Genomic DNA, 12,729 nt, shown 5'->3' on the forward strand with positions numbered 1-12,729 from the left:
AAAGACTCTTGCAGGCACTCGCTATCAAGTTTTGCCGGATGCTACCGATATCTCCGGGTATGCCTTAACGATGTATGACGCTTTGAAGTGTTGTAGAAACCAGTGGAGCCTCCCGTGCGCCAGTATTATCTAGCCCTGCTCAGTGTGTTCGCCAGCCTGCCTGCGGCGGCCCTCACGTTCCAGACACGTCTGGAGAATATTGAGTGGAAGGTGGAGGGCGATCAGTTCGAGTGCCGCCTGACCCAGCCGATCACCGATTTCGGTTCCGGTGAGTTCGTGCGCCGGGCCGGCGAGCAGGCAACGTTTCGTCTGAAAACCTATGGCGGCACTCTTGGCGCCGGCTCGGCAACCTTATTGGCCGCGGCCGCGCCGTGGCAGCCGGGCCGAGGTGATATCAACCTTGGGGCCGTGCGTGTCGGCAGCGGCGACGTCCTGTTCAATAGCTCCCAGGCCCAGGCCGGCCGCCTGTTCACGGGTTTGCTTGAAGGGCGCAGCCCGACCGTGCGGCATTACGGGCGTCAAGGCGGCTACTCGGAAATTCGCCTGCTGCCTGTGAAGTTCAACAAGGCGTACAACGATTATCAGGTGTGCACCACCAAGCTGCTGCCCATGAATTACGACCAGGTCAAACAGACTGAAGTGGGCTTCCCCGGTGGTGGTATTGAGCTGGACGCGGCGGCCAAGAAGAAGTTGTCGGTGATCCTGGCATTCATGAAAGCCGATCCCACGGTCAATCATGTCGAGTTGAACGGTCATTCCGATAACAGTGGCAATCGCCTGACCAACCGTGACGTCTCACGGCGCCGCGCCCTGGCGGTGATGGACTACTTCAAGGCCAACGGCATTCAGGAATCGCAAATCACGATGCGCTTCCATGGCGAAAGCTACCCCTTGGCGCCCAACACTAATGCCACCAACCGTGCGCGTAACCGCCGTGTAAATATTCAGCTTGAGCGGGTGGCTGCCCCAGAGAAACCGGCGCCTCAGGCCACTGCGCCGAGCAACTCGGCGGCTACCTCATAAGAGGCGACCATCGGTCGCCCACTCGACATAATCTGTCGCTTTATCTTCATTTGCTGTCGCGCCCCTGTAATTTCACGGTTTTGATCGGTAGAATCGTCGCCTTTCCGTACAACCCCGTGGAGTGATGGCATGGCCGACGTAAACAAGGTCGTTCTCGCGTATTCCGGCGGCCTGGACACTTCGGTGATCCTCAAGTGGCTGCAGGATACTTATAACTGTGAAGTGGTGACCTTCACCGCTGACCTGGGTCAGGGTGAAGAGGTCGAACCTGCACGTGCCAAGGCGCAAGCCATGGGCGTGAAAGAGATCTACATTGACGACCTGCGCGAAGAGTTCGTCCGCGATTTCGTTTTCCCGATGTTTCGCGCCAACACTGTCTACGAAGGTGAGTACCTGCTGGGTACCTCCATCGCACGTCCGCTGATCGCCAAGCGCCTGATCGAGATCGCCAACGAAACGGGCGCCGACGCCATTTCTCACGGCGCCACCGGCAAGGGCAACGACCAGGTACGTTTCGAACTGGGTGCCTACGCACTCAAGCCAGGCGTTAAAGTCATTGCGCCGTGGCGTGAATGGGACCTGCTGTCCCGTGAAAAGCTGATGGATTACGCTGAAAAGCACGCTATTCCGATCGAGCGCCATGGCAAGAAGAAGTCGCCGTACTCAATGGACGCCAACCTGCTGCACATTTCCTATGAAGGCGGCGTGCTGGAAGACACCTGGACCGAGCACGAAGAAGATATGTGGAAATGGACGGTCTCCCCGGAGAACGCTCCAGACAAGGCGCAGTACCTGGAACTGACTTACCGCAACGGCGACATCGTTGCGCTGGACGGCGTTGAAATGACCCCGGCCACCGTACTGGCGACCCTGAACCGTATCGGCGGTCAGCATGGTATCGGCCGTCTCGACATCGTCGAGAACCGTTATGTGGGCATGAAGTCTCGCGGTTGCTACGAAACCCCGGGCGGCACCATCATGCTGCGTGCCCACCGCGCCATCGAGTCCATCACCCTGGACCGTGAAGTCGCCCACCTTAAAGACGAGCTGATGCCCAAGTATGCCAGCCTGATCTACACCGGTTACTGGTGGAGCCCTGAGCGTCTGATGCTGCAACAGATGATCGACGCTTCCCAGGCCCACGTGAACGGTGTCGTGCGCCTGAAGCTGTACAAGGGCAACGTGATCGTCACCGGCCGCAAGTCCGATGAGTCGCTGTTCGACTCCAACATCGCCACCTTCGAAGAAGACGGCGGCGCCTACAATCAGGCGGACGCGGCAGGCTTCATCAAGTTGAACGCACTGCGCATGCGCATTGCTGCCAACAAGGGCCGCTCGTTGTTCTGAACCGTGCGCCCGTCGTGAAAAATGGCCCCTTTTGCAAGGGGTCATTTTTTTTGCCTGGATTTTAGATGCGGCGCTGTTTATTAGCGTTTAGCGTGTGTTTAAGGATTTTTCCGTAACTTGCGCAATTATTATCCAGTTTATCTTTATGTTTTTAAGGTTGAATGATTTTTTACATCTGAGGAGGAACTATGTCTGACAGAAAATTCACTCATGTAGCTGCAATGGATATGTGAGTTTTTGAATTTTCTGTAGGAATTATGGAAGTGTCGAAATATGTTAAATGGAACTAATGCGGATAGTTTTTTCGGGGCGGTTTGCTGGCGCCATTGCGACAAACAAGGGGTATTTCCTGAAAGACTTGTGCGGCACGTTTACTTTCACGGGCTGATGGTCATGATCTTTCACTCAAAATATGTACGCGTCGAGAAAGGTCTGAAAGCAACCATAAAGCTCTATGCATCTAAGTTGGCGAATTTTTGTAGGCTAATTCCTATCTTCTTGTGGGTTGGGTCTCTGCCTGCTCTTGCTCGGGGGGGAATGCTATGCCAACTAGTAATCGACTAGGCTATTGTGTTTGCTCTAAATAATTCGAACAGCGAAATTGGACTTTCTCATGAATAAAGTGCTGATCGTGGATGATCATCCCGTCATTCGTCTTGCTGTGCGCATGCTAATGGAGCGTCATGGTTATGAGGTCGTTGCCGAGACTGATAACGGTGTCGATGCGTTGCAACTTGCACGGGAACATATGCCGGATATTGTGATACTGGATATCGGAATCCCCAAGCTCGACGGTCTGGAAGTTATTTGTCGGCTGGCTTCGACCAAGCAAGCCGTCTCGTTCAAGGTGCTGGTGCTGACGTCCCAGGCGCCTGGCCATTTTTCCATGCGCTGCATGCAGGCGGGTGCCGCCGGCTATGTGTGCAAGCAGCAGGATCTGACAGAGTTGCTCAGTGCCATCAAGGCGGTGCTTTCCGGCTATAGCTATTTCCCGAACCAGGCGCTCAACTCAGTGCGGTCAACCATGGGCAATGCCAGTGAAGCCGACATGGTCGAACGCTTATCGGGACGGGAGATGATGGTGCTGCAGCAACTGGCCCGTGGCAAAACCAACAAGGAAATTGCCGATGGCATGTTCCTCAGCAACAAAACCGTCAGTACCTACAAGACGCGCTTGCTGCTCAAGCTCAATGCCAGGTCCCTCGTGGACCTGATCGAACTGGCCCAGCGCAACGGCTTGGTCTAGGAGGATATTGCCCCCCTTGAATACCCGTGTAACCGGCAGAAAAAAGCCTCCGGCAGGGAGGCTTCCGGCCGTCAACGGCTCGATCAGAGATCGAAGTCGTAATCGGCCAGCTGTTTTTGCAAGCGTCGCTCTTCCAGAAGATTGTCGATAGTGCGGCGTTTGCTTAAATTGGTCTTGGCCACCTCTGCCACAGGTGCCTCTACCACATCGTCATCCGACTCAACGAGGTCGTCTTCCACTTCCAGTTGTTCGTTGCCAGCGCTCATAAGGTCAACTCCAGGCTAAGACTGCCGTTGGGGCTCCTTATAGCGATAATCCGCGAACGGGTAAAAAAGATTTTTTCAATCGTCTGATCACAAAAACCAATGATCGCTCAATCGTCGGAGGTCTTGTCCTTGTATTCGCACAAGTCTTCGATACGGCAGCTGCCGCAGCGCGGCTTGCGGGCCTGGCAAACGTAGCGTCCGTGCAGGATCAGCCAATGGTGGGAGTCGAGCAGATAGGGCTTGGGCACGAACTTCATCAATTGCTTTTCCACCTCAATTACATTCTTGCCCCGTGCAATGCCGGTTCGGTTGCTGACGCGGAAAATGTGCGTGTCCACCGCCATGGTCAACTGCCGAAACGCCGTATTGAGCACCACGTTTGCCGTTTTGCGGCCCACGCCAGGCAAGGCTTCGAGGGCTTCGCGGGTTTGTGGTACCTCGCCTCCATGCAGCTCCAACAGCAGGCGGCACGTTTCGATCACATTCTTGGCCTTGCTGTTATACAGGCCGATGGTCTTGATGTATTCGGACAGGCCTTCCACACCCAGAGCGTAAATCGCGGCGGGTGTATTGGCCACAGGGTACAACTTCGCCGTGGCCTTGTTAACGCCAACGTCCGTGGATTGAGCCGAAAGGATCACCGCAATCAGTAATTCGAACGGTGAGGAGTAGGCCAGTTCGGTTTTCGGTTCCGGATTGTCTTCGTGAAACCTGCGGAAGATTTCCAGGCGTTTTGCGGCATTCATAGGGACAGACGTTTCCTTGCAGGCGGTCGGCGTGATGTTAGTAATACACAGCGCAGTGGGTCAGCCGTTGGCCTCGGCATCTTGCAGCGTTTGCTCGGCGTCATTCAATGCAGCTTTCAAGGTTGCCAATTGATGCTCGTCAGCATGGTGATCCTGAGCCTTTTTCAACGCTGCACGGCGCATGGCCAGCTGGATTTTTGCGCGCTTGAACTCGGCGCTTTTAGTGGTCGTCTTTGGTGGCTGCGGTGAGCTGTTGGCCTCCAGTGCGGCAAGCGCCTGCTCGGATGCCTCGAACTGTCGCTGCAGCATAATCAATTGCGACTGTTGCTCAAAGGTCGGCGGATGCCCAAACGCTTTCAAGGATTTGTGCAACTGAGCGCGACTCATGGCGACGCTGCTTTTGGCCTGCTTGATCGCAGCGTCCTGAGCGGCCTGAGTGTTATCGACCGGTGCAACCTCCATCGGCGCTGCGCGCTTGGCTCGTGCCAGTCGTTCGGCGAGCTTGCAGGCTTCTTCACGTTGCAGGCGGGCGTTACGTTGTTCGAAGCGTCGCCGCGCCCGGTTGCGTTTGAGGTCGCGTGCACGCCGTTCATCATCGTTGCTGGCCAAGTCACCGACGATAGGCACAACGTCAGCAAGCGGGCGCATCTCGATACAGTCGACAGGGCAGGGCGCAACACACAGGTCGCAACCTGTGCACTCGTCGACAATCACGGTGTGCATCAACTTGGCGGCACCCACAATGGCGTCCACCGGGCAGGCCTGGATGCATTTGGTACAGCCGATGCATTCGGCTTCGCGGATATAGGCGACTTGCGCAGGCGCATCTCCACGGCTGGTGTCCAGCTCCAGTACCGGCAGGCGCAGCAGTTGCGCGAGCCCGGCAATGGTATCCTGCCCACCGGGCGGGCACTTGTTGATGGCTTCGCCTTTAGCGATGCCTTCTGCGTAAGGCTTGCAACCCGGGTGCCCGCACTTGCCGCATTGAGTCTGCGGCAGCAGCGCGTCGATACGTTGAATGAGGTTCATGCTGTGATCATAGCGTGGACGCCCGGCCCTGGGAGGAGGGCAAGCTGAGAAGCCCCGCCGTAGCAACAGCGGGGCATTTTGCAGAGGTTACTTGATGCGTTGACCCGGCTTGGCACCGCTGTCCGGGCTCAGCAGGTAGATTTCTTCGCCGCCAGGGCCCGCCGCCATCACCATGCCTTCGGAAATGCCGAACTTCATTTTCCGTGGCTTGAGGTTGGCGATCATCATGGTCAGGCGGCCATCGAGCTTGGACGGGTCCGGGTAAGCGCTCTTGATGCCGGAGAACACGTTGCGCTGTTCGTCACCGATATCCAGCGTCAGGCGCAGCAGCTTGTCGGCACCTTCCACGGCTTCGGCCTTGATGATCAGCGCCACACGCAGGTCTACGGCGGCAAAGGCGTCGAAATCGATTTCCGGGGAAATCGGGTCCTTGGCCAGCTCGCCATTGCCCGCCGGCGTGGATTGGCCGGTATCAGTCTGGCTGGCGACCAGGTCTTCTTTCGAAGCGTCGGTCATTGCCTGGACTTTCACCGGGTCAATTCGGGTCATCAAGGGCTTGAACGCGTTCAACTGATGATTGCCGAGCAAGGTGGTGTGATCGTTCCAGCTCAACGGCGGTACGTTGAGGAACGCCTCGGCATCGGCGGCCAGCAATGGCAGCACCGGCTTGAGGAAGATCACCAACTGACGGAACAGGTTGACTCCGGTGGCGCAGATCGCCTGGACTTCAGCTTCCTTGCCTTCCTGCTTGTTCAGTGACCACGGCGCCTTGTCGGCGATCCAGGCGTTGGCGCGGTCGGCCAGGCCCATGATCTCGCGCATGGCGCGGGCAAAGTCGCGGGCTTCATAAGCGTCGGCGATGCTCGGCGCGGCGGCCAGGAAGGCGTCGGTCAGTTCCGGTGCGGCGTTCTCGGCTACCAGTACACCGGCGTTGCCCTTGTGGATAAACCCGGCGCAACGGCTGGCGATGTTGACGACTTTACCCACCAGGTCCGAGTTGACCTTCTGTACGAAGTCTTCCAGATTCAGGTCCAGGTCGTCGACGCCACGGCCCAGCTTGGACGCGTAGTAATAGCGCAGGTATTCCGGCGACAGGTGGTCCAGGTAGGTGCGCGCCTTGATAAAGGTGCCACGGGACTTGGACATTTTCTGGCCGTTGACCGTCAGGTAGCCGTGCACGGCAATACCGGTCGGCTTGCGATAGCCCGAGCCTTCAAGCATCGCTGGCCAGAACAGCGCGTGGAAGTTGACAATGTCCTTGCCGATGAAGTGGTACAGCTCGGCGGTGGAGTCCTTGCCCCAGAACGCGTCGAAGTCCAGCTCCGGGGTGCGGTCGCACAGGTTCTTGAAGCTGGCCATGTAGCCGATCGGCGCGTCCAGCCATACATAGAAGTACTTGCCCGGCTCGCCCGGGATCTCGAAGCCGAAGTACGGCGCGTCGCGGGAGATGTCCCACTGCTGCAGGCCACTGTCGAGCCATTCGGAGAGTTTGTTGGCCACGGCGTCCTGCAAGGTGCCGCTGCGCGTCCAGGTTTGCAGCATTTGCTGGAAATCCGGGAGCTTGAAGAAGAAGTGCTGCGAGTCCTTGAGCACCGGAGTGGCGCCGGAGATCGCTGACTTGGGATCCTTCAAGTCGGTCGGTGCGTAGGTCGCGCCGCATTTTTCGCAGTTGTCGCCGTACTGGTCTTCGGTGCCGCATTTCGGGCAGGTGCCCTTGATGAAACGGTCGGCCAGGAACATCTTCTTTTCCGGGTCGAAATACTGGGTCACCGAACGTTGGTCGATGTGCCCGGCTTCTTTCAGCCGCAGGTAGATCTGGCTCGACAGCTCGCGGTTTTCGTCCGAGTGGGTCGAATGGAAGTTATCGAAGTCCACCAGAAACTCGGCAAAGTCGGCGCTGTGTTCAGCCTGCACGTTGGCGATCAGTTGTTCCGGGGTGATGCCTTCCTTTTCGGCGCGCAACATGATGGCCGAACCGTGGGCGTCGTCCGCGCAGACATAAATGCATTGATTGCCGCGATGCTTCTGGAAGCGCACCCACATATCGGTCTGGATGTACTCAAGCATATGGCCAAGATGGATCGAACCATTGGCATAGGGCAGGGCGCTGGTAACGAGGATCTTGCGTGGCTCGGACATGGGGCTCGGCTACTTGATGAAACGGAGGTCGGCCACTATAAAGCGCCGGGAAATTTATTTCACCCCGTGACGCTGTTTCAGTGTCTTGCGCACCTTCGAAAGCATGCCGTTCGGCGGCTGGAACGGTTAGGATAGCCGCCTGTTTCAGTCAGTCTTTTTTCGGGAGTAGCCCATGAGCGCCGTCAATCGCGCAGCGGTGGAAGCCGTTCTTCGCCAGTACACCGACCCTTATTTGAACCAGGACCCGGTCAGTGCCGGTTGTGTGCGTGCCATCGAGGTCCAGGGCGACCAGGTGTCGGTGCAGTTGCAACTGGGTTATGCCGCGGGTTTGTTCAAAAGCGGTTGGGCGCAGATGTTGCAAATGGCCATCGAGGGCCTGGACGGCGTGGGTTCGGCCAAGGTCGATATCCAATGTGTGATCGCGCCGCACAAGGCCCAAGCGCAGATCCCGGGCCTGGCCAACGTCAAGAACGTGGTGGCGGTGGCGTCCGGCAAGGGCGGTGTGGGTAAATCGACCACGGCGGCCAACCTGGCCCTGGCCCTGGCGCGGGAAGGTGCGCGCGTGGGCATTCTCGATGCCGACATCTACGGGCCGAGCCAGGGCGTGATGTTCGGCATCGCCGAAGGCACGCGGCCGAAGGTGAAGGATCAAAAATGGTTTGTGCCCATCGAGTCGCTGGGTGTGGAAGTGATGTCCATGGCGTTTCTCACCGATGACAACACGCCGATGGTCTGGCGCGGGCCGATGGTCTCCGGTGCGTTGCTGCAACTGGTCACACAAACGGCTTGGGGCGACCTCGACTACCTGGTGATCGACATGCCGCCAGGCACCGGCGACATTCAGTTGACCCTTGCGCAGAAAGTTCCGGTGGCCGGTGCAGTGATTGTCACCACGCCTCAGGACCTGGCGCTGCTCGACGCCAGGAAAGGTGTGGAGATGTTCCGCAAGGTCAACATCCCGGTGCTGGGTGTTGTGGAAAACATGGCGGTGCACATCTGTTCCAACTGCGGGCATGCCGAGCATCTGTTCGGTGAAGGTGGGGGCGAGAAGCTCGCTACCCAGTATGGCGTTGAACTGTTGGCATCGTTGCCATTGGCGATGGAGATTCGCGAGCAGGCCGATGGTGGCAAACCTACCGTAGCGGCAGAGGCTGATGGGCAGATCGCGATGATCTATCAGGAATTGGCCCGTCACGTCGGTGCGCGGATTGTTTTGCAGGAAGCGACGACGCCGGCGATGCCGACCATTACCGTGAGCGACGATTGATTAGGCTTTAACGGTTACGCGAAAAGCCTGACGATCCGTGGTGCTCTCAGGTTTTTCGCGAGCGAGCTCGCTCCTACAGGTGGGGCGCCAATAGGGCTTGCTGCTACTTTGCGTAATGCGCGTGTAAGCATTCGCTTACTTTTCCGTAAGTGTTTGGTTTTTTTAGCGGTTACGTACGTCTTGAATCGACGAAGCTATTATCTAAGCTTTTGAAAAATAAAGATTATTTTAATTCTGGCGAGCGGAAAAGTTTGTCAGCCCGCCGTGGGGATCGCGTTGAACTTCTCTGGGAACGCTCTAACATCAGCCCTGTGTCCACGGATTGGCACAGCCATCAAGGAACGATGGTTTGAAGGACCGTCGCAGGATGCGATTCATCAGGATGATGAAAAGGAATACAGGGACTAGGGAAAAAATGTGGGCGGGTCATACCGCCCCTTTTTTTTGCCTGTAGAAAAGTGAATGCAGGCACCCGAACGCAAAAAAGGCCCTCAAGGGGCCTTTTTTTGTTGGGCAGCGGCGCTTTAGCGCTCTAGTTGCTCAATTTTGTTGGGCTTGCCATCCCATTCAGCGGCATCCGGCATCGGATCTTTGCGCTCGGTGATGTTTGGCCACACTTCGGCCAGCTCGACGTTCAATTGAATGAATTGCTCCATGCCCGCAGGCACTTCGTCCTCGGAGAAAATCGCGACGGCCGGGCATTCTGGTTCACACAGGGCGCAGTCGATGCACTCATCCGGGTGGATAACCAGGAAATTCGGGCCTTCGTAGAAGCAGTCCACCGGACAGACTTCTACGCAGTCGGTGTACTTGCACTTGATGCAGTTGTCGGTGACGACGAAGGTCATTTCTAATTTTCTCCTCAGGCGGCGGCAGCGAAACCCCTTGTGGTGGGGTTCGCGAGGTTTGAGAGCGATAGTCTGCGGACCAGGCTAAAAGCCCGCAGCATCCCAAACCGCGCGAGATTCTATCAGCTTGCAAGCGTCTGCGTTATATCCGAGTCTTCAGTGCATATAACATTTCGAGCGCTTTACGCGGCGTCAAGTCATCCAGATCAAGCTTTGCCAACTCATCCAGCACTGGATGGGGCAGGCTGGCGAACATATCGCTCTGGTGCGGCGCGGCGGGTTTCTTGCTGGCTTTGGCCGGGCTGGCGACCACCGTTTCATGGGGCAGGGCCGTGGTTTCCAGGCGGCTGAGGTGTTCACGGGCGCGAGTAATCACCTCGTTCGGCACACCGGCCAACTGCGCCACGGCCAGACCATAACTCTGGCTCGCCGGCCCTGGCAGCACATGGTGCAGGAACACGATGCGCTCGTTGTGCTCGGTGGCATTGAGATGCACGTTGGCCACCAGCGGCTCGCTTTCCGGCAACACCGTCAGCTCGAAGTAGTGCGTGGCGAACAGCGTATACGCACGCAGATGCGCCAAGCGTTCGGCCGCGGCCCAGGCCAGGGACAGGCCGTCGAAGGTGCTGGTGCCGCGGCCCACTTCGTCCATCAGCACCAGGCTGCGTTCGGTGGCGTTGTGCAGAATGTTGGCGGTTTCGCTCATTTCCACCATAAAGGTCGAGCGGCCACCGGCCAGGTCATCGCTGGAGCCGATCCGCGTGAAAATGCGGTCCACCAGGGACAACTCGCAACTGGCCGCCGGTACGAAGCTGCCGATATGCGCCAACAACACGATCAACGCGGTCTGGCGCATGTAGGTGGATTTACCGCCCATGTTCGGACCGGTGATCACCAACATGCGGGTATCGTCGTCCAGCGACAGGTCGTTGGCGACGAACGGCGTGGTCAGCACCTGCTCCACCACCGGGTGACGGCCTTGCACGATGCGCATGCACGGTTCGCTGACAAACCGTGGGCAATTGAGGTCCAGGTTCAGCGCACGTTCGGCGAGGTTGCTCAATACATCCAGCTCCGCCAGGGCGGCGGCGGTGTCTTGCAACGGCGCCAGGCGGCTGATCAAGTCCTCGAGCAAGGCTTCGTAGAGCATTTTTTCCCGCGCCAGGGCGCGGCTTTTGGCTGACAGCGCCTTGTCTTCGAACTCTTTGAGCTCAGGGGTGATAAAACGCTCGGCGCCTTTGAGGGTCTGGCGACGTTGATAGTCGATAGGCGCCGACTCGGCCTGCTTGCTCGGCAGCTCGATAAAGTAACCATGCACGCGGTTGTAGCCGACCTTCAGGTTGGCCAGGCCCGTACGGGCTTTTTCGCGGGCTTCTAGGTCGATCAGGAACTGCCCGGCGTTTTCGCTCAGGGATTGCAGCTCATCCAGCTCGCTGTCGTAGCCGGTTTTCAACACGCCGCCGTCACGAATGATCGCCGGCGGGTTGTCGATAATGGCCTTTTCCAGCAGCGCCGCGAGGTCCGGGTAAGTGCCAGCGGTGACGGCAAGCTGTTGCAGGTGCGGCGTGTCCAGTTCGGTCATCGCGACTTGCAGCTGCGGCAGGGCGCTCAAGGCATCGCGCAGGCGCGCCAAGTCGCGGGGCCGCGCATTGCGCAGGCCGATCCGCGCCAGGATGCGCTCGATATCGCCAATCTCTTTCAGTTGCGGCTGCAGTTTTTCAAAGCGATAGCCGTCGAGCATGCAGGTAATGGAAGATTGGCGCGCTTGCAGCACCGTCAAATCCCGCAGCGGACGGTTCAACCAACGGGTCAGCAAACGGCTGCCCATCGCGGTCTGGCAACGGTCCACCACCGATTGCAGGGTGTTATCACGCCCACCGGCCAGGTTGGTGTCCAGTTCCAGGTTGCGACGGCTGGCGCCATCGAGCACCACGGTATCGTCGAGACGCTCATGGCGCAGGCTGCGCAAGTGAGGCAGAGCAGTGCGCTGGGTTTCCTTGGCGTAGCTGAGCAAGCAGCCTGCGGCACCGATGGCCAGGGTCAGGGTTTCGCAACCGAAGCCTTTAAGGTCCTGCACCGAGAACTGCTGGCACAGACTTTTCAGCGCAGAGTCGCGCTCGAAATCCCACGGTGCACGACGCTTGGTCCCACGACGTTTCTCTGCCGGCAAGTCCTTGGGCCAATCATCCGGAATCAACAACTCCACCGGATTGATACGCTCAAGTTCCGCCAACAGGTTCTCCCAGCCCTTGATCTCCAGCACGCTGAAGTTGCCGCTGGTGATATCCAGCACCGACAGGCCGAACAAACGCTCATCGCCCAACACCGCCGCAATCAGGTTGTCGCGACGCTCATCCAGCAACGCCTCATCACTCACCGTGCCCGGCGTAATAATGCGTACTACCTGACGCTCCACCGGCCCTTTACTGGTGGCCGGGTCGCCGATCTGCTCACAGATCACCACCGACTCACCCAGCTTCACCAGCTTGACCAGGTAGCCTTCCAACGAGTGGTAAGGAATCCCACACATCGGAATCGACTGCCCCGCCGACTGCCCGCGCGCGGTCAGGGTGATGTCCAGCAGCTTGGCGGCCTTCTTCGCGTCTTCATAGAAGATCTCGTAGAAGTCGCCCATGCGATAGAACATCAACTGATCAGGGTGCTGGTTTTTCAGGCGCCAGTACTGCTGCATCATTGGAGTGTGGCTGGAGAGGTCGGTCATACGCGGGCTTCAGCTATTCCTGTCTAATAGACAAATCAAATCTGTCTAATACTACAGGGATTTAGCGCTATCTGCAGAGGCAGGGTTTGACCGAAA

10 protein-coding genes are annotated in these 12,729 nt (G+C 58.0%); 4 read left to right on the forward strand and 6 right to left on the reverse strand.

What is annotated here, in order from left to right; translation table 11 throughout:
• Positions 1-114 precede the first annotated feature (114 nt).
• From GIW79_RS06270 to GIW79_RS06280, 3 genes are all read left to right on the forward strand, one after another.
• On the forward strand, positions 115-1,023 hold the full coding sequence (locus GIW79_RS06270) for a flagellar protein MotY (RefSeq protein ID WP_236453982.1): 909 nt from the start codon (positions 115-117) through the stop codon (positions 1,021-1,023).
• Between the two features lie 129 nt (positions 1,024-1,152).
• Positions 1,153-2,370 (forward strand): argininosuccinate synthase, encoded by a 1,218-nt coding sequence (locus GIW79_RS06275; RefSeq protein ID WP_003188984.1) that lies wholly within the window; start codon positions 1,153-1,155, stop codon positions 2,368-2,370.
• 613 nt (positions 2,371-2,983) lie between these two features.
• Positions 2,984-3,616, forward strand: coding sequence for a response regulator transcription factor (locus GIW79_RS06280; protein WP_003188986.1), 633 nt, complete (start codon positions 2,984-2,986; stop codon positions 3,614-3,616).
• 83 nt (positions 3,617-3,699) lie between these two features.
• On the opposite strand, the gene GIW79_RS06285 is transcribed toward GIW79_RS06280, so the two are convergent.
• The 4 genes from GIW79_RS06285 to metG form a co-directional block, all read right to left on the reverse strand.
• Positions 3,700-3,882, reverse strand: a complete 183-nt coding sequence (locus GIW79_RS06285; RefSeq protein WP_014717144.1) for a PA3496 family putative envelope integrity protein — start codon at positions 3,880-3,882, stop codon at positions 3,700-3,702.
• Between the two features lie 107 nt (positions 3,883-3,989).
• Positions 3,990-4,628 (reverse strand): endonuclease III, encoded by a 639-nt coding sequence (nth, locus tag GIW79_RS06290; RefSeq protein ID WP_057976052.1) that lies wholly within the window; start codon positions 4,626-4,628, stop codon positions 3,990-3,992.
• 60 nt (positions 4,629-4,688) lie between these two features.
• Positions 4,689-5,657, reverse strand: coding sequence for an electron transport complex subunit RsxB (rsxB, locus tag GIW79_RS06295; RefSeq protein WP_054917769.1), 969 nt, complete (start codon positions 5,655-5,657; stop codon positions 4,689-4,691).
• Positions 5,658-5,744: 87 nt separating this feature from the next.
• The gene (gene metG / locus GIW79_RS06300; protein ID WP_034126469.1) at positions 5,745-7,796 is read right to left on the reverse strand and encodes a methionine--tRNA ligase; all 2,052 of its coding nucleotides are present in this window, start codon (positions 7,794-7,796) and stop codon (positions 5,745-5,747) included.
• 172 nt (positions 7,797-7,968) lie between these two features.
• Here metG and apbC point away from each other — a divergent pair, with 172 nt between their 5' ends.
• Positions 7,969-9,063 carry an iron-sulfur cluster carrier protein ApbC gene (apbC, locus tag GIW79_RS06305; protein WP_034126470.1) on the forward strand — a complete coding sequence of 365 codons (1,095 nt, stop codon included), beginning with the start codon at positions 7,969-7,971 and terminating at the stop codon, positions 9,061-9,063.
• A gap of 524 nt (positions 9,064-9,587) precedes the next feature.
• Here apbC and fdxA read toward each other — a convergent pair.
• Together fdxA and mutS are read right to left on the reverse strand one after the other, a co-directional pair.
• Positions 9,588-9,911: a ferredoxin FdxA gene (fdxA, locus tag GIW79_RS06310; RefSeq protein ID WP_003172109.1), complete on the reverse strand. Its 324-nt coding sequence runs from the start codon at positions 9,909-9,911 to the stop codon at positions 9,588-9,590.
• Between the two features lie 142 nt (positions 9,912-10,053).
• Positions 10,054-12,633 carry a DNA mismatch repair protein MutS gene (mutS, locus tag GIW79_RS06315; RefSeq protein WP_198834222.1) on the reverse strand — a complete coding sequence of 860 codons (2,580 nt, stop codon included), beginning with the start codon at positions 12,631-12,633 and terminating at the stop codon, positions 10,054-10,056.
• Between the last annotated feature and the right edge of the window lie 96 nt (positions 12,634-12,729).

It is taken from the genome of Pseudomonas sp. PA-7-1E, assembly GCF_021605325.1.
In the GTDB taxonomy this organism is placed as follows: domain Bacteria; phylum Pseudomonadota; class Gammaproteobacteria; order Pseudomonadales; family Pseudomonadaceae; genus Aquipseudomonas; species Aquipseudomonas fluorescens_BV.

Bases quoted from the DNA above. Each gene is read 5' to 3' on its own strand.
- GIW79_RS06275 (WP_003188984.1), top strand. From the start codon at position 1,153: ATGGCCGACGTAAACAAGGTCGTTCTCGCGTATTCCGGCGGCCTGGAC.
- GIW79_RS06280 (WP_003188986.1), top strand. From the start codon at position 2,984: ATGAATAAAGTGCTGATCGTGGATGATCATCCCGTCATTCGTCTTGCT.
- GIW79_RS06285 (WP_014717144.1), bottom strand. From the start codon at position 3,882: ATGAGCGCTGGCAACGAACAACTGGAAGTGGAAGACGACCTCGTTGAG.
- nth (WP_057976052.1), bottom strand. From the start codon at position 4,628: ATGAATGCCGCAAAACGCCTGGAAATCTTCCGCAGGTTTCACGAAGAC.
- rsxB (WP_054917769.1), bottom strand. From the start codon at position 5,657: ATGAACCTCATTCAACGTATCGACGCGCTGCTGCCGCAGACTCAATGC.
- metG (WP_034126469.1), bottom strand. From the start codon at position 7,796: ATGTCCGAGCCACGCAAGATCCTCGTTACCAGCGCCCTGCCCTATGCC.
- apbC (WP_034126470.1), top strand. From the start codon at position 7,969: ATGAGCGCCGTCAATCGCGCAGCGGTGGAAGCCGTTCTTCGCCAGTAC.
- fdxA (WP_003172109.1), bottom strand. From the start codon at position 9,911: ATGACCTTCGTCGTCACCGACAACTGCATCAAGTGCAAGTACACCGAC.
- mutS (WP_198834222.1), bottom strand. From the start codon at position 12,633: ATGACCGACCTCTCCAGCCACACTCCAATGATGCAGCAGTACTGGCGC.